We start from the raw sequence: 15,399 nt of genomic DNA on the forward strand, positions 1-15,399 counted from the left end.
CACCGCGCGCGCTGGCACGGCCCCGCGCGCAGGCGCGACAATAAACGATTGGCCCTTGATTCCCGCCGCAGTCAGCCGCTGATCGCCGCTCGCCGATGGAACGCGTCAAACGCCGCTGGTGGACCCGGGCGATCTCGCTGATCGCCGTGGTCGTCGTCGCCGGCGCCGCGCTCAGCGGCGCCTTCCAGCTCGCCGTACTGGCGGTGCCGGGCTACCGCAGCGACCTCGCCGCCTGGGTCAGCGGCGTGGCCGGCCGGCCCGTGCAGATCGGCGGCATCGCGCTCACCTGGCGGGGGCTGGCGCCGCGCCTGGACCTCAGCAACATCACGCTGTACAGCGAGGACGAGAACGAGCAGCTCAGTGTCGAGCGCCTGAGCCTGGGCGTCGGCCTGCGCCGGCTGCTGGTCGGCGAGTGGGTGCCGACCCGGCTGGAGCTGTCGGGGCTGCGGATCTCGGCGTCCATCGACGAGCGCGGCGCGATCCGCGTCGCCGGCTTCGAGCCCGACGCGGCCGACGATGCGGTCGCGGGCCGCGAACGCTGGCTCGACGATCTCAACCGTTTCGAGTACGTGCGCCTGGTGGACTGCGAACTGCACCTGCGGCACGAATCGCTCGACGGGCGGCCGCTCACCCTGCGGCTCGACAGCGTGGACATCGACCGCACCGCGCAGGGCTTCCAGATCGCGGCGGAACTGCGCCTGCCGCCCGACCGCGGCGGCGAAGTGACGCTGGACGCCGAGATCGCCGGGCCGGTCAGCGAGCTGTCGCAGTGGAGCGGGCGCTTCGACATCAAGGCCGACGCCCTGCGCCCGCAGGGCTGGCTGCAGCCGTGGCTGCAGCCGGGCGCCCACGTCGCGGTCGCCGGGCTCAACGTTCGCACCACCGGCGAGATCGGCGCAGGTCGGGTGACGCGGGCACGGCTGGAGCTGGCGTCCGGGGCGCTGGTGCTGGCGCGCGCCGGCGTGCTGTCCAGTGCACGACAGGCGAGCCTGGTCGCCGACTATCTGCGCAATCCGCGCGGCTGGCGCGTCGATGTCAGCGACTTGAGCTTCGACGAGCGCCTGCTGCTGCGTGGCAGCCTGCGGCGCGACGACGTGGATGACGAGGCGGCCTGGGACTTCGACGCCGACCGGCTCGACCTCGATGCGCTCGGGCCGTGGACCGGCGTCTGGCGCGACGGTGCGGCATGGACGCGGCTGGCCAGTCGCGCCGCCGGCCGGGTCGAGGGTCTGGTCGTGCGTGTGCGCGGCGGCGTGCAGCCGGCGCGCTACTCGCTGCGCGCGCGCCTCGACGGTGTCGGGCTGCGCGCGGACCACCGCTTCGGCATCGCCGGCCTCAGCGGCACGCTCAGCGCCGACGAGACCGGCGGCCAGGCGCAGATCGACGGCGGCCCGGTGCGCCTCGAGCTGCCGGCGGCGCTGGACGTTCCCGCCGAGTTCTCCCGTCTGGGTGCCGATCTGCGCTGGCGCCGTGAGGCCGACGGCTGGCGCATCGGTGCCGAACGCTTCGAGTTTGCGGCGGCCAGCCTGACCGGCGACGGGCGCGCCCTCGTGCAGCTGCCGGATCTCGCGGACGCATCGCCGCTGGTCGATATCCAGGCCAACCTCGCGGCGGCCGACGCGCTCGACGCACGCCCCTACATGCCGCGCCACTGGCCCGACAGCCTCAAGGCGTGGCTGACGCGCTCGCTGATCGCCGCGCGCGTGCCGCGCGGCGAGCTGCGCATCCGCGGACCGTTGGCCGACTTTCCCTTCCACAGCCATCCGACCGGCGCCTGGAGCCTGGACCTGGACGTGGCCGACGCGGCGCTCGAATTCGCGCCGGGCTGGCCACGCCTCGACGACGTCCGCGCGCGCCTGCAGTTCCGCGGCAACGGTCTGACCATCACGTCGGATCGTGCCGGGCTGCTCGGCAACCGGCTGCAGTCGGCCGAGGTCCGCTTCGAGGACTTCGGCGATCACCTGATCGCCGTGCGCGGCAGCGTGCAGGGCGAGCTGTCGCGGCTGTACGCCTGGCTGCGCGCTTCGCCGCTGCGCCGTCCGTTGGCCGGACTGCTCGAGCGCACGGCGGCGCGCGGCGACGCCGAGGTGGACGTGCAGCTGCGCATCCCGCTCGACCATGCCGAGCAGACCAGCGTCAACGGGCGCGTCTCCGTCAGCGCTGCGCAGTTCCGCTACGCCGCGCTCGATCCGCCGGTCACCGCGCTTCGCGGGACGCTGGCGTTCACCGAGCACGGTGTCAGTGCCGAGGAGCTGCAGGGGCGCTTCGCCGACCTGCCCCTGCAGTTGCGCATCGACAGCGAGGAGGGCAGCCGTGGCGTCATCCGCGGCAGCTTTCCGTTCGCGCCGCAGGCGGACGGCAGCGGCGCATCGCAGTTCGTGCCCGCGTTCCTGCGTCCGCTGCTGCGGGGCCGCAGCCTGTGGCAGCTCGAACTGCCGCTGCGCGATGGGGACGGCGCCCTGCGCCTGCGGTCGGACCTGGTCGGCACTTCGGTGGACCTGCCGGCTCCGCTGGGCAAGCCGGCCGACGAGCCGGTCGATCTGAGGCTGCGCATCGGCGCCGATGACCAGGCGCCGGTCCGCGTCGGCGTCGGCTACGGCGAGCGCCTCGGCGTCGATCTCATCGTCGCCGCGGAGAGCGCCGGCTGGCGGACCGGCGCGCTGCATGCGCGGCTGGGCGCGGGCGCCGCACCGCCGGCCGTACCCGGCCGCTTCCTGATCGATGGTCGCCTCGATCGTCTGGACATCCCGGTCTGGCTGGGCCTGCTCGGCGGCGGCGGTGCGAACGGCATCGCGATCGATCGCGCGGAGCTCGATGCCGGCCGCCTGGTCTGGGGCAATCGCGAGACGCCGGCGGCGCACCTGCGCTACCGGCCGACGGCGGATGGCTGGCAGGTCGATCTGGACGGCGAGGGTGCCAGCGGGACCCTGGTGTGGCGCGGCGCCGACGGCGGCCATCTCGAAGCGCGGCTGCAGCAGCTCCGCGTCGACATCCTGCCGGCCGAGACGACGGCAGCCGCGACGGACGAGGCGGCGGCGGTCTTCGATCCCGCGCGTGTGCCGACGTTCGACCTGAGCTGCGAACGTCTGATCGCCGGTGGCGCCGATCTCGGCCGTGCGCACCTGCAGACGGCGCGCTTCGACGGCGGACAGGTGCTGCGCCACCTGCGCCTGGAGGGCGGCATCGCCGGGCTCGATGCCAGCGGTGCCTGGCGCCGTGTCGATGCGCGCTCGTCCGCCGAGCTGCGTTTCGACCTCGACAGCAGCGACATCGCCCGGCTGCTCGCGGCCTTCGGTTACGCGCGCAACCTGGAAGCACAGCGCGCCCATTTCACCGGCGAGGCGGCCTGGGCGCCGAGCGCCGACGGACTGCGCTGGGAGCTGGCCACCGGCGGCATCCATCTCGACATCGACGCCGGACAGTTGCGCGCGGTGCAGCCCGGCGCCAGCCGCATCCTCGGCCTGATCAACTTCTACGCACTGCCGCGGCGGCTGCTGCTGAACTTCGACGATGTCGTCGGCGAGGGTTTGGCGTTCGACCGCATCAGGGGCAACTTCGCGCTGGCCGGCGGTGCGGCGACGACAGCGGATCTGCACATCGAAGGGCCCTCGCTGCGCATGGACATCAAGGGTCGCGTCGGCCTGCTCGACCGCGATTACGACCAGCGCGTGACGGTGTATCCGGACGTGTCGGCCGGCGTCACGCTCGGCGCCGTGCTGCTCGGCGGTCCGGCGGTCGGCGCGCTGGTGCTGCTGGCGCAGGAACTGCTCGACAAGCCGCTCGACCAGGCCACGCAGCTCAGCTACCGCATCACCGGGCCGTGGGACAATCCGCGTGTCGAGCGCGCCGAGGGCGCCGGGTCGGGTCCCGGCGCGCCCGCCGCGACGCCATCGCCGGCTCCGCCGGTGCCACAAGCGATTCCGGTCCCCGGCTGAAATCCCATGTCCACCGCCCGAGCCGCCGTCGTGCAGATGACTTCCGGCGCCGACCGCGACGCCAACCTGGACGCGGCCGGCCGCCTGCTGCGCGCGGCCGCCGACGCCGGCGCGCGGCTGGCGGTGCTGCCGGAGAACTTCGCATTCATGGGCGCGCACGAGACCGACAAGCTCGCGTTCGCCGAAGCCGACGGCGCCGGTCCGATCCAGGATTTCCTCGCGCAGAGTGCGCGTGCCCTGGGGCTGTGGATCGTCGGTGGCACGATTCCGCTCGCCGTGCCCGGCGACGCGGCGCGGGTCTTTGCGGCCTGCGGCGTGTGGAACGATCGGGGCGAGCGTGTGGCGCGCTACGACAAGATCCACCTGTTCGATGTCGAGCTGCCGGACGGTCGCGGGGAGCGCTATCGGGAATCCGCCTCCATCGCGCGCGGTGCGCCGCAGCCGGTGGTCGTTGACACGCCGCTCGGACGGCTCGGCCTGTCGGTCTGCTACGACCTGCGCTTCCCGGAACTGTACCGGCGGCTGACCGCCGCCGGCGCCGACGTGCTGTGCGTGCCGTCGGCATTCACCGAGCGCACCGGCGCCGCGCACTGGGATCTGCTGCTGCGCGCGCGCGCCGTCGAGAACCTGTGCCACGTGCTGGCGAGCGATCAGTGCGGCACGCATCCGGGCGGGCGCCGCACCTTTGGACACAGCTGTATCGTCGAACCCTGGGGCGAAGTCAGCGCCGCCTGCGGTGCCGAACCGGGCATCGCCGTCGCCGAACTGGACGCCGAACGTCGCGCCGCGCTGCGCCGCGGTTTTCCCGTGCTCGATCATCGTCGCCTATCCTGACGCCTCCCGCCCCGCGCTCCCGCCCATGACCGACCGCCTTGCCCTCGCCCGCCGCAGCCTGCTCGAACCCACCGGGCTCGACGAACGTTCGATCGAGCAGGTGCTCGACCGGCTGATGAAGCCCGGCGTCGATGCCGCCGACCTCTATTTCGAACAGGCCCTGACCGAAACCTGGTCGCTCGAGGACGGACTGGTGAAATCCGGCGCGCACCATGTCGAGCAGGGCGTGGGCGTGCGCGCCTGCGCCGGCGAGAAGCAGGGACTCGCATACTCCGACGCGATCGAGCTGCCGGCGCTGGTCGATGCCGCGCAGGCGGCCGGTGCGATCGTGCGCCACGGCCAGCAGGGACGCGTGCAGGCGCGCGGCACGCGGCAGGCGCAGCCGCTGTATCCGGCGCTCAATCCGCTGCACACCCTCGAAGCGCCCGCGAAGCTCGACCTGCTGCACCGCGCCGACCGCGCAGCGCGCGCCGCGGACACGCGCGTGATCCAGGTGATGGTGTCGCTGTCCGCGAATGCGGAGACCATCCTGGTCGCCGCGACCGACGGCACCTTCGGTGCCGACATCCGTCCGTTGGTGCGCATGGACGTCAGTGTGATCGTTGAACACGCCGGCCGCCGCGAGCAGGGTCATGCCGGCATGGGCGGGCGCGGTGCGTATCTGGATTTTCTCGGCGGCGATGCCCCGGAGCGCCTCGCCCGCGAGGCGGTGCGGCTGGCGCTGGTGCAGCTCGAAGCCGTCGCCGCGCCGGCCGGTACGATGACGGTCGTCCTCGGCCCCGGCTGGCCGGGCGTGCTGCTGCACGAGGCGATCGGCCACGGCCTCGAAGGCGATTTCAATCGCAAGGGCACGTCGGCGTTCTCCGGGCGCATCGGCCAGCCGGTGGCCTCGAGCCTGTGCACCGTCGTCGATGACGGCACGCTGCCCGGACGGCGCGGCTCGCTGTCGGTGGATGACGAGGGCACGCCGACGCAGTGCACGACGCTGATCGAGAACGGCATCCTGCGCGGCTATCTCCAGGACAAGCTCAATGCGCGGCTGATGGGCATGGCACCGACCGGCAACGGCCGCCGCGAATCCTACGCCGCGCTGCCGATGCCGCGCATGACCAACACCTACATGCTGCCGGGCGCGCACGATCCGCAGGAGATCATCGCCTCGGTGGAGCGCGGCCTGTACGCGGTCAACTTCGGCGGCGGTCAGGTCGATATCACCAGCGGCAACTTCGTGTTCTCGACCTCCGAGGCCTACCTGATCGAGAACGGCCGCGTCACGCGCCCGGTCAAGGGTGCGACGCTGATCGGCAACGGGCCGGACGTGCTCGGTCGCGTGTCGATGGTCGGCAACGACCTCAAGCTCGATGCCGGCGTCGGCGTCTGCGGCAAGGACGGCCAGAGCGTGCCGGTCGGCGTCGGCCAGCCGACGCTGAAGATCGACGGCATGACGGTGGGCGGGACGGGCTGAGAAGCGGCTGCAGGGTGCAGGTCGCAGCAACGGCTCCTGCTGCGGTCTGCGGACCGCAGCCGCCGTCGAGGCCTGCCGGCGGTTGACGTTGCCGTCCGCGCCGCTAAAGTCGGCGGCATGGCAACCCGAGCGGAAGGAAAGCTGAGAGTCATCGGCGGCCAGTGGCGCTCGCGCGTCATCGACTTCGACGCTGCCGATGGCGTGCGCGCGACGCCGGATCGTGTACGCCAGACCGTCTTCGACTGGCTCGCGCCGGTGATCGAAGGTGCACGCTGCCTCGACCTGTTCGCCGGCAGTGGCGCGATGGGCATCGAGGCGCTGTCGCGCGGTGCCGCGCACTGCACCTTCGTCGATCAGGGTGCGCGCCAGTGCCAGCGCATCAAGTCGAGCTTGCTGACGCTCAAGGCACAGCACACCGACGTGGTGCCGATGGACGCGATCTATTTCCTGCAGCAGACCTGGCACCGCTATCACGTGGTGTTTCTCGACCCGCCGTTCGAATCTGATCTGCTCGGCCGCGCGCTGGTCGAGCTGCCCAAGGTTCTGCATCCGGAGAACCGGATCTTCATCGAATGGCCGCTGCGCAAGCCGCCGACGCTGCCGGAGGGCTATGGACCGTTGCGCGAGAAGCAGGCGGGCCAGGTCGGGTTCGGCCTGTGGACGTACCATGCACCGGGCGGCCACAAGGCCGCGCACGCCTGATCGCTGCGCGCGATCGCCGTCTGGGAGATTCCATGATCAAGGCTGCGTACAGCGGCACCTTCGACCCGATCACGTACGGGCACTTCGACATCATCGGCCGCGCCGCGCGCATGTTTCCGCGCCTGATCGTCGCCGTTGGCCTCAATCCGGCGAAGAATCCGCGCTTCGATCTCGACGAGCGCGTCGCGCTGATCCGCGAAGTCGTGCGTGACCTGCGCAACGTCGAGGTCAAGGGCTTTTCCGGCCTGGTGGTCGATTTCGCGCGCGACAACGGAGTGTCCGTACTGGTGCGCGGCGTGCGCACCGTCGGCGACTTCGACTACGAGAAGCAGATGGCGGTGATGAACCGCGATCTGTATGCCGATCTGGACACGGTGATGCTGGCGCCGTCGCCGCAGTACGCGCACCTGTCGTCGTCGCTGGTGCGCGAACTCGCCGGCCTCGGCGCGCCGGTCGAGAAGCTCGTGCCGCCGGCGGTGGTGTCGGCGCTCAAGGCACGGGTCGGACGCAAATAGGGCGCTGCTGTCCGGCGCGCACCGGTAAACTGGCGCCATGGCGCTGAAGATCACCGACGAATGCATCAACTGCGACGTCTGCGAGCCGGTGTGCCCGAACCACGCGATCGCGCAGGGGCCGGTGATCTACGAGATCGATCCGGCGCTGTGCACGGAGTGCGTCGGCCACTTCGACAAGCCGCAGTGCCAGCTCGTGTGTCCGGTCAACTGCATTCCGCTCGATCCGGATCACGCCGAAACGCGCGAGCAGCTGATGGACAAGTACCGCCGACTGATGACGCTCGATACCGGGGGATCACGATGATCCGCCGTGGCCTTGCAGCGCTGTGCATCGCGCTGGCCTGGACCGTCGCGCAGGCGACGCCGGCCGAGCCGCTGCCGCCCGGATCGGCCTGCGCGACTGCGCATCCGCTGGCGACGCAGGCCTGCCTGCGCGTGCTCGGCGACGGCGGCAATGCCTTCGACGCGGCCGTCGCGGCCAGTGCCGCGCTCGCGGTGGTCGAGCCGACCGGCTCGGGCCTGGGCGGCGGCGGCTTCTGGCTGCTGCATCGCGCCGCCGATCGCCTCGACGTGTTCGTCGATGGCCGCGAGACCGCGCCGGCACGCGCGACGCGCGACATGTACGTGGGCACGGACGGCAAGCCGGACGACCGGCGCTCGCGCGATGGCGCGCTTGCCGCGGCGATTCCCGGCGAGCCGGCGGCGCTGGAGCACATCGCACGCCGCTACGGCAGCAAGCCGCTGGCCGAGCTGTTGCAGCCGGCGATCGCCTACGCACGCGACGGTTTCACCGTGGACGCCAAGCTCGCGCAGGCCATCACCGCGCAGCAGGCGCGCCTGTCGTGGGCTGCGAAGAAGGTGTTTGCGCCGGACGAAGTGCCGCTGGGCGAGGGCGCGCTGCTGCGTCAGCCGGATCTGGCGTGGACGCTGGAACGGCTGGCCCGGGACGGGCGCCGCGGGTTCTATGAAGGCGAGGTCGCCGAGCGCCTGCTGCAGGCGGTCGAGCGCACCGGCGGCATCTGGAGCGCGGAGGATCTGCGCCGCTACACGGTGGTCGAGCGCGAACCGCTGGTGACGTACTTCCGCGGCTATCGCATCGTCGGCGCGCCGCCGCCGTCGGCGGGTGGTGTCGCGCTCGCGCAGGTGTTCCAGCAGCTCGAAGTCCTGGGCTGGCGCGACGACGGCAGCCTGCGGTCCCGGCACCTGCTGATCGAGTCATTGCGCCGGGCCTATCGCGACCGCGCCGAGTTCCTCGGTGATCCCGATTTCGTGCCGATCCCGCTGCAGCGCCTGACCGGGCGCAGCCGCGCGATCCGCCTGGCGTCGGGCATCGTGCCGGATCGCGCGACGCCCAGCGCCAGCCTGACCCCGGCGCCGCTCACCGTCGAGGGTACCGACACGACGCACCTGTCGGTGCTTGACGCGCAGGGCAACCGCGTCGCCGCGACGCTGTCGATCAACCTGCCGTTCGGATCCGGCTTCATGGCGCCGGGCACCGGCGTGCTGCTCAACGACGAGATGGACGACTTCGCGACCGCACCGGGGCAGCCCAACGCCTACGGGCTGGTCGGCGGCGAGGCCAACGCGATCGCGCCGAACAAGCGTCCGCTGTCGTCGATGACGCCGAGCTTCGTCGAGGGGCCGCGCGGCTTGCTGATCATCGGCACGCCCGGCGGCAGCCGCATCATCACGATGGTCATCCAGGGCATCCTCGGCTGGATCGGTGGGCTCGATGCCGCGGCGATCGTCGCGCAGCCCCGCCTGCATCACCAGTATCTGCCCGATATCGTGCAGATCGAGCCGGGCTATGCCGGCGACGTCGAGGGTCTGCGCCAGCTCGGCCACGATCTGCGGATGCTGGAACAGCCCTGGGGCAACCTGCAGGTCGTGGCCTGGGACGTGCAGGCCGACCGGCTCGAGGCGGCCAGCGATCCGCGCGGCGTCGGCGCGGCCGGCGTGCAGCGGTCCATGCCGGTCGCACCACCGGAGCCTTAGCGATGCTGCTCGAATGGCTGCGGCTGGGCGGATTGCCGATGGCGCTGCTGCTCGTGCTGTCGCTGGCGGCCGCGACGGTGGCGATCGTCAAGTTCTGGGAACTGTGGGAATGGCGCTACACGCGCCTGTCGCCGGCGTGGCGCCATGCGCGCGTCGATCTGGCGCTGGCGCAGCTGGGCGCCGAGCGTTCGCCGCTGGCTGCGGTGCTCGCGGCCGCGCTGGCCGCGCTCGCCGACCCCGGGGTCAGCGAGGCGCAGGCGCGTGAACGCACCGAGCAGGCTGCGGCCGCGGCGCTGGAGCGCCTGCGCAGGGGCCTGCGCCTTCTCGAAGTCATCGCCCAGCTCTCGCCGCTGCTGGGCCTGTTCGGCACCGTACTGGGCATGATCGACTCGTTCCGCGCGCTCCAGGATGCCGGCGGCGACGTGCAGCCGGCGCTGCTGGCTGCGGGCATCTGGCAGGCGCTGCTGACCACCGCGGCCGGGCTGGCGATCGCGATCCCGGTGATCGCGGCGCTCGGTGCGCTGGAGCGGCTCGTCGATGACCAGCGCCTGGCGCTGGAGATGGAGCTGACCCGGCTGTTCACGCAGCCGCGCGCGCAGTGGCGCCATGCGGCTTGATCGGGGCGCGCAGCGCCGCGTGGTCCCCGGACTGACCGCGCTGGTGGACGTGGTGTTCATCCTGCTGTTCTTCTTCATGCTGGCGGCGCGGCCGCCGCCGCCCCGCGCGCTCGATCTGCAGATGGGCCCGTCCGTCGATCCGGCGGCCGCCGCGCCCGCGGAAGCCGTCGTGCTGCGCGGCGGGCGCCTGCGCTGGGCGGGCCGCGAGTGGGCGGCGGCCGAACTCGCCGCCGAGCTGCACGCGCGGCGCGCACGGAGCGTGCCGCTGGCGGCCGAGCCGGCGGCGCGGCTGCAGGATCTGTTGCAGGCCTTCGATGCCTTGCGCGCCGCCGGCCTCGGCGTCGAGCTCGCGGGGGCGGCATGAGGCTGCGCCGGACGCTGCGGCCGCGCCCGGTGGCCGACATGCTGCCGATCCTCAACGTCGTCCTGTTGCTGCTGGCGTTCTTCCTGATGCTGGTGCGCTTCGCGCCGGCTGGGGTGCGCGGGGCCGAGCTGCCGCGCAGCGCCGCCGGCGCGCCCGACCGCAGTGGCCTGCCGCTGCTCACGCTGGACGCGGACGGGCGGCTGGCCGCGGGTCCCGATCCGCTCGCGGACGCGCAGCTCGGCGAGTGGCTGCGGCGCACGCAGGCGGATGGCGTGCGGCTGCAGGCGCATCCCTCCGTGTCTGCGGTGCGCACGATCGCGGTCATCGGCATCCTGCACGCGGCCGGTGCGCGGCGCGTACTGATGCTGGTGACGAACGCGCCATGACGCGGACGATCGATCGGCGCTGGCCGCTGGCCCTGGGCATCGCGCTGCTGCTGCACCTGCCGCTGCTGCGCATCGGCGCGCCGGACGGGCGGGCCTACGGCCAGGACACGCCGGGGACGGGGCGCGGCGCCGGCCGCGACAGGGTCACGGTCTACGAGCTGCGCTTTTCGGCACCGGTCCAGCGTCCGGGGGCGGTGTCAATCGCGGCGCCGGCCGCGGACACCCCGACGGCGGCCGCGGCGCAGCAGATCCGCGATGCGGGTGGCGGCGGTCGTGGCGGCTATTACGCGGAGCTGCGCGTCCACCTGCAGCGGTTCCGGCGCCCGCTCCAGGCGCAGACGGCAGGCCCGCGCACCGCCGTCGTCCGTTTCCGCGTCGATGGCGACGGCGCTGTGGCGGCACTGGCGCTGCAACAGAGCAGCGGCGATCCATACCTCGATGCCGAGGCGCTGGACCTGCTGCGGCGTGCGGCGCCGGTGCCGCGTCCGCCGCGGCCGCTGCAGCTGACCGTGCCGATCGCGTTCGAGTGAGCCTTACGCGCCCCGCGCCAGTGTCGCGGTACGCCGTGGCGCGGCGCGCAGCGGGCGTCGCGGCCGGCTACTGCCGACGATCCGGCGCAGGCGCTCGGCATTGATCGCCTGCGGACGCCGCCGGAGATCGCCGAGCCGCCCCTGCCGTGTCAGACGTGCCACCCGTTTCAGGTGCTCGTCGATCGTCTGCACGTAGGGGTTGGGGCCGCCGAAGTGCGCGTCCAGATAGCGGTGGATGCCCTGGAAATAGCCGTCGAGGCGTTCGTCCCACAGCCTGCGGTTGAATTCCGGCGTCTTCTCCAGGAGATCCTGCGCCGAGCGGTAGATCGAGCGATGGCCATCGCCGGCCAGCCCGCACAGCGAGAATTCGCGGAACAGGAAGTCGCGGCATTTCTCCAGGTAGCAGCGGTCCGCGGTCTGCGCGAGGATGTCGGCAGTGCCGAGCATGAAGCCGAGCAGGCGGTCCTTGTGCGCCGCGACGCGGATCTGGTCGAGCGCGATCTCGTAGCCGGTGAAGTGCACCAGCCGTGAGGCCAGGCGCGCCTCGGCACCGAAGCCGACCGTCGGCAGGAAGCCGGCGAGGAAATCGCCGCTGCGCCGCACGTGGGTCAGCGTGTACTCGGCGCCGTTGCGGGCAGCGTCGTCGGTGCGGCGGATGTACCCGGCGTCGTGGAACAGGGCGATGATGATGCCCAGTGTGGCGCGGCGCGGTCCGAGCCGTTCGCTGGCCGGTACCTCGCGCTCGTAGCCGTCGAGCAGGCGCGCCATCGCCAGCGCGCAATCCAGGCTGTGCTGCGCATCGTGATACCAGGTGTCGCAGCCGACATAGCCCGGCAGCGTGCCGGCGTACAAGCTGGAAAAAGTGTCGAAGGCGCGCTGCAGTGGCGCCAGCGGCAGGTCGGGATAGAGCGCCGTCAGCAGCCGGCCGACGGCTGCGTACACGTCGCGCGGATGCGAGATGCGCACCGTGTCGGTGACGTCGTAATGGTTGCGCCGCCGCTGGGTCATCGCGCGCCTCCGGCGCTTCGCGGTGTGAACCCGGTCAATGTTAGACCTGCCGGCGTCGGCGTGAACAGTGAACTGCTGCTCAATTCGCGCTTGACGGTGTCGGAAATTCGGCGATCACCGGCGCGTGGTCGGAGGGCCGTTCCAGCTTGCGCGGCGCAACATCGACCGTGCAGGCCGTGCAGTGCGCCGCCAGCGCCGCGGACACGAGGATGTGGTCGATGCGCAGGCCCATGTTGCGGCGGAAGGCGGCCTGCCGGTAGTCCCACCAGGTGAAGCTCGCCGGCGGCTGCTCGAAGAGGCGGAAGCAGTCGCGCAGGCCGAGCGCCAGCAGCGCGCGCAAGCCCTCGCGCTCCGCTTCCGAGCACAGGATCTGTCCCTCCCAGAGCTGCGGATCGTGGGTGTCCTCGGGCGCCGGGGCGATGTTGAAGTCACCCATCACCACGAGCTGCGGATGGCGCGCCAGCTCGCCGGCGAGGTAGTCGCGCAGCGCCGAGAGAAACCGCAGCTTGTATGCGTACTTGTCGCTGCCCACCGCCTGGCCGTTGACGACATAGACGTTGACCACGCGCACGCCGCCGATGGTGGCCGCGATCACACGCTTCTGCTCGCCATCGAATCCCGGCAGATCGCGGGCGACGTCCTGCAGGGGCTGGCGCGACAGCAGGGCGACGCCGTTGTAGGTCTTCTGGCCGTTATGGACCGCGTCGAAGCCGGCGGCCTTGAGTGCATCGAAGGGAAAGGCGTCATCGACGAGCTTGGTCTCCTGCAGTCCGATCACGTCGATCGGCTGCTGCCGGAGCCAGTCGAGCAGGTGCGGCAGCCGCACGCGCAGCGAGTTCACGTTCCAGGTCGCGATCTTCATCAGACAAGGATAGCCGCGCAGGCTGCCGTTGGTCAGGTCGGCATGGCCTTGCGGGGGATCGCCGATGAACCCGCCCGGAAATTGCATGTCTGCTATCGCGGACGGGCGTGATCGTTCGCGAGCGTGCAGGGTTTGGCACGGAAACCGCATGTCCGCATTGGACGCGGGCGCGTGCACGGAGTTCCGAGGCGGCGTACTCTGATAGCCACTCGCGAAGTCGGAATCGCCTTCGAATGGAGGTCGCTGATGAGCATTGTGGAAAGCTTTCGCAGTCACTATCTGAAAGCGCGCGAGGAGGAGATGTCGCTGCTCGACTATCTCCAGCTGTGCAAGCGCGATCCGATGGCCTACGCCACGCCGGCCGAGCGCATGCTCGCGGCGATCGGCGAGCCCGAGGTGATCGACACGCGCAACGACGCCCGGCTGTCGCGCATCTTTTCCAACCGCGTCATCCGCCGCTATCCGGCGTTCCGCGAGTTCTACGGCATGGAGGACGTGATCGCGCAGATCGTCGCGTACTTCAAGCATGCGGCGCAGGGACTGGAAGAGCGCAAGCAGATCCTCTACCTGCTGGGTCCGGTCGGCGGCGGCAAGTCGTCGATCGCCGAGCGCCTCAAGAGCCTGATGGAGGTGCATCCGATCTACGCCCTCAAGGGCTCGCCGATCAACGAGTCGCCGCTGGGGCTGTTCTCGCCGGAGCGGGATGCGGCGATGCTGGAGAAGGAGTTCGACATTCCGCGGCGCTACCTGACCGGCATCGCTTCGCCGTGGGCGATCAAGCGCCTAGGCGAGTTCGACGGCGACATCAGCAAGTTCCGGGTGGTGCGCGTGCAGCCTTCGGTGCTCAAGCAGATCGCGATCACCAAGACCGAACCGGGCGACGAGAACAACCAAGACATCTCGTCGCTGGTCGGCAAGGTCGATATCCGCAAGCTCGAAACCTATGCGCAGGACGATCCGGACGCGTATTCCTACTCGGGCGGCCTGTGCCTGGCGAACCAGGGCCTGCTCGAGTTCGTCGAGATGTTCAAGGCGCCGATCAAGATGCTGCACCCGCTGCTGACCGCGACCCAGGAGGGCAATTTCAAGGGCACCGAAGGATTCTCGGCGATCCCGTTCAACGGCATCATCCTGGCGCACTCGAACGAGTCCGAGTGGCAGTCGTTCCGCAACAACAAGCACAACGAGGCCTTTCTCGACCGCGTCTATATCGTCAAGGTGCCCTACTGCCTGCAGGTCTCCGAGGAGGAGAAGATCTACGAGAAGCTGCTGCGCAACAGCTCGCTGGCCAACGCGCCCTGCGCCCCCGGCACGCTGGAGATGATGGCGCAGTGGTCGGTGCTCACGCGCCTCAAGGAGCCGGAGAATTCCAGCATCTACTCGAAGATGCGCGTCTATGACGGCGAGAACCTGAAGGACACCGATCCGGCGGCGAAGTCGCTGCAGGAGTACCGCGACTACGCCGGCGTGGACGAGGGCATGGACGGCATGTCCACGCGCTTCGCCTACAAGGTGCTGTCGGCGACCTTCAACTACGACCAGACCGAGGTCGCCGCCAATCCGGTGCACCTGATGTACGTGCTGGAGCAGCGCATCCTGCGCGAGCACCTGCCCGAGGACAAGCAGCGCCGTTACCTGGAATTCATCAAGGCCTGGCTCGCGCCGCGTTACGCGGAGTTCATCGGCAAGGAGATCCAGACCGCCTACCTGGAGTCCTACGGCGAGTACGGCCAGAACATCTTCGACCGCTATGTCACCTTCGCCGACTACTGGATCCAGGACGAGGATTACCGCGATCCAGAGACCGGCGAGTCCTTCGACCGCGCGGCGCTGAACACCGAGCTGGAGAAGATCGAGAAGCCGGCCGGCATCGCCAACCCCAAGGATTTCCGCAACGAGATCGTCAACTTCGTGCTGCGCGCGCGCGCGCAGTCCGGCGGCAAGAAGCCGGAATGGACCAGCTACGAGAAGCTGCGCGAGGTGATCGAGAAGAAGATGTTCTCCTCGACCGAGGAACTGCTGCCGGTGATCTCGTTCAACGCCAAGGCCTCGGCCGAGGATCAGAAGAAGCATCAGAATTTCGTCGGCCGCATGGTCGCCAAGGGCTACACCGAGAAGCAGGTGCGCCTGCTGTCGGAGTGGTACCTGCGCGTGCGCAAGTCGCAGTAGTCGCCGGCCGCGGCGGC

At 70.8% G+C, this 15,399-nt stretch carries 14 protein-coding genes; 12 read left to right on the plus strand and 2 right to left on the minus strand.

What is annotated here, in order from left to right:
* The first annotated feature begins 95 nt into the window (after nucleotides 1-95).
* The 11 genes from AAG565_RS08835 (at nucleotide 96) to AAG565_RS08885 (ending at nucleotide 11,343) form a co-directional block, all read left to right on the plus strand.
* A complete protein-coding gene (locus AAG565_RS08835) occupies nucleotides 96-3,935 on the plus strand; it encodes a YhdP family protein (RefSeq protein WP_348819215.1) in 3,840 nt (1,279 codons plus the stop codon).
* 6 nt (nucleotides 3,936-3,941) lie between these two features.
* The gene (locus AAG565_RS08840) at nucleotides 3,942-4,769 is read left to right on the plus strand and encodes a carbon-nitrogen hydrolase family protein (RefSeq protein ID WP_348819216.1); all 828 of its coding nucleotides are present in this window, start codon (nucleotides 3,942-3,944) and stop codon (nucleotides 4,767-4,769) included.
* Nucleotides 4,770-4,794: 25 nt separating this feature from the next.
* Nucleotides 4,795-6,234, plus strand: coding sequence for a metalloprotease TldD (tldD, locus tag AAG565_RS08845; RefSeq protein WP_348819217.1), 1,440 nt, complete (start codon nucleotides 4,795-4,797; stop codon nucleotides 6,232-6,234).
* A gap of 117 nt (nucleotides 6,235-6,351) precedes the next feature.
* Nucleotides 6,352-6,936 (plus strand): 16S rRNA (guanine(966)-N(2))-methyltransferase RsmD, encoded by a 585-nt coding sequence (gene rsmD / locus AAG565_RS08850; RefSeq protein ID WP_348819218.1) that lies wholly within the window; start codon nucleotides 6,352-6,354, stop codon nucleotides 6,934-6,936.
* Nucleotides 6,937-6,968: 32 nt separating this feature from the next.
* On the plus strand, nucleotides 6,969-7,451 hold the full coding sequence (gene coaD / locus AAG565_RS08855; RefSeq protein WP_348819219.1) for a pantetheine-phosphate adenylyltransferase: 483 nt from the start codon (nucleotides 6,969-6,971) through the stop codon (nucleotides 7,449-7,451).
* A 37-nt stretch (nucleotides 7,452-7,488) separates the two neighbouring features.
* On the plus strand, nucleotides 7,489-7,755 hold the full coding sequence (locus AAG565_RS08860) for a YfhL family 4Fe-4S dicluster ferredoxin (protein ID WP_348819220.1): 267 nt from the start codon (nucleotides 7,489-7,491) through the stop codon (nucleotides 7,753-7,755).
* On the plus strand, nucleotides 7,752-9,446 hold the full coding sequence (ggt, locus tag AAG565_RS08865; protein WP_348819221.1) for a gamma-glutamyltransferase: 1,695 nt from the start codon (nucleotides 7,752-7,754) through the stop codon (nucleotides 9,444-9,446). Before AAG565_RS08860 ends, ggt begins: the two co-directional genes overlap by 4 nt.
* A 2-nt stretch (nucleotides 9,447-9,448) precedes the next feature.
* The gene (locus AAG565_RS08870) at nucleotides 9,449-10,063 is read left to right on the plus strand and encodes a MotA/TolQ/ExbB proton channel family protein (RefSeq protein WP_348819222.1); all 615 of its coding nucleotides are present in this window, start codon (nucleotides 9,449-9,451) and stop codon (nucleotides 10,061-10,063) included.
* Nucleotides 10,053-10,427, plus strand: coding sequence for a biopolymer transporter ExbD (locus tag AAG565_RS08875; RefSeq protein ID WP_348819223.1), 375 nt, complete (start codon nucleotides 10,053-10,055; stop codon nucleotides 10,425-10,427). The genes AAG565_RS08870 and AAG565_RS08875 overlap by 11 nt, the downstream gene beginning before the upstream one ends.
* Entirely contained in the window at nucleotides 10,424-10,813 is a 390-nt protein-coding gene (locus AAG565_RS08880) for a biopolymer transporter ExbD (protein ID WP_348819224.1), read from the plus strand. Before AAG565_RS08875 ends, AAG565_RS08880 begins: the two co-directional genes overlap by 4 nt.
* Nucleotides 10,810-11,343 (plus strand): TonB family protein, encoded by a 534-nt coding sequence (locus AAG565_RS08885; RefSeq protein WP_348819225.1) that lies wholly within the window; start codon nucleotides 10,810-10,812, stop codon nucleotides 11,341-11,343. Before AAG565_RS08880 ends, AAG565_RS08885 begins: the two co-directional genes overlap by 4 nt.
* 3 nt (nucleotides 11,344-11,346) lie before the next feature.
* Here the strand turns inward: AAG565_RS08885 and AAG565_RS08890 are convergent, their stop codons facing one another.
* Both AAG565_RS08890 and xth read right to left on the minus strand, forming a co-directional pair.
* Nucleotides 11,347-12,351 carry an HD domain-containing protein gene (locus AAG565_RS08890; protein WP_348819226.1) on the minus strand — a complete coding sequence of 335 codons (1,005 nt, stop codon included), beginning with the start codon at nucleotides 12,349-12,351 and terminating at the stop codon, nucleotides 11,347-11,349.
* Nucleotides 12,352-12,430: 79 nt separating this feature from the next.
* On the minus strand, nucleotides 12,431-13,213 hold the full coding sequence (xth, locus tag AAG565_RS08895; RefSeq protein WP_348819263.1) for an exodeoxyribonuclease III: 783 nt from the start codon (nucleotides 13,211-13,213) through the stop codon (nucleotides 12,431-12,433).
* Between the two features lie 246 nt (nucleotides 13,214-13,459).
* Here xth and AAG565_RS08900 point away from each other — a divergent pair, with 246 nt between their 5' ends.
* Nucleotides 13,460-15,382: a PrkA family serine protein kinase gene (locus AAG565_RS08900; RefSeq protein WP_348819227.1), complete on the plus strand. Its 1,923-nt coding sequence runs from the start codon at nucleotides 13,460-13,462 to the stop codon at nucleotides 15,380-15,382.
* The last annotated feature ends 17 nt before the right edge of the window (nucleotides 15,383-15,399 follow it).

Origin of the sequence: Fontimonas sp. SYSU GA230001 (assembly GCF_040066175.1) — a bacterium.
Lineage (GTDB): Bacteria > Pseudomonadota > Gammaproteobacteria > Nevskiales > Nevskiaceae > Solimonas.

Bases quoted from the DNA above. Each gene is read 5' to 3' on its own strand.
- AAG565_RS08835 (WP_348819215.1), top strand. From the start codon at position 96: ATGGAACGCGTCAAACGCCGCTGGTGGACCCGGGCGATCTCGCTGATC.
- AAG565_RS08840 (WP_348819216.1), top strand. From the start codon at position 3,942: ATGTCCACCGCCCGAGCCGCCGTCGTGCAGATGACTTCCGGCGCCGAC.
- tldD (WP_348819217.1), top strand. From the start codon at position 4,795: ATGACCGACCGCCTTGCCCTCGCCCGCCGCAGCCTGCTCGAACCCACC.
- rsmD (WP_348819218.1), top strand. From the start codon at position 6,352: ATGGCAACCCGAGCGGAAGGAAAGCTGAGAGTCATCGGCGGCCAGTGG.
- coaD (WP_348819219.1), top strand. From the start codon at position 6,969: ATGATCAAGGCTGCGTACAGCGGCACCTTCGACCCGATCACGTACGGG.
- AAG565_RS08860 (WP_348819220.1), top strand. From the start codon at position 7,489: ATGGCGCTGAAGATCACCGACGAATGCATCAACTGCGACGTCTGCGAG.
- ggt (WP_348819221.1), top strand. From the start codon at position 7,752: ATGATCCGCCGTGGCCTTGCAGCGCTGTGCATCGCGCTGGCCTGGACC.
- AAG565_RS08870 (WP_348819222.1), top strand. From the start codon at position 9,449: ATGCTGCTCGAATGGCTGCGGCTGGGCGGATTGCCGATGGCGCTGCTG.
- AAG565_RS08875 (WP_348819223.1), top strand. From the start codon at position 10,053: ATGCGGCTTGATCGGGGCGCGCAGCGCCGCGTGGTCCCCGGACTGACC.
- AAG565_RS08880 (WP_348819224.1), top strand. From the start codon at position 10,424: ATGAGGCTGCGCCGGACGCTGCGGCCGCGCCCGGTGGCCGACATGCTG.
- AAG565_RS08885 (WP_348819225.1), top strand. From the start codon at position 10,810: ATGACGCGGACGATCGATCGGCGCTGGCCGCTGGCCCTGGGCATCGCG.
- AAG565_RS08890 (WP_348819226.1), bottom strand. From the start codon at position 12,351: ATGACCCAGCGGCGGCGCAACCATTACGACGTCACCGACACGGTGCGC.
- xth (WP_348819263.1), bottom strand. From the start codon at position 13,213: ATGAAGATCGCGACCTGGAACGTGAACTCGCTGCGCGTGCGGCTGCCG.
- AAG565_RS08900 (WP_348819227.1), top strand. From the start codon at position 13,460: ATGAGCATTGTGGAAAGCTTTCGCAGTCACTATCTGAAAGCGCGCGAG.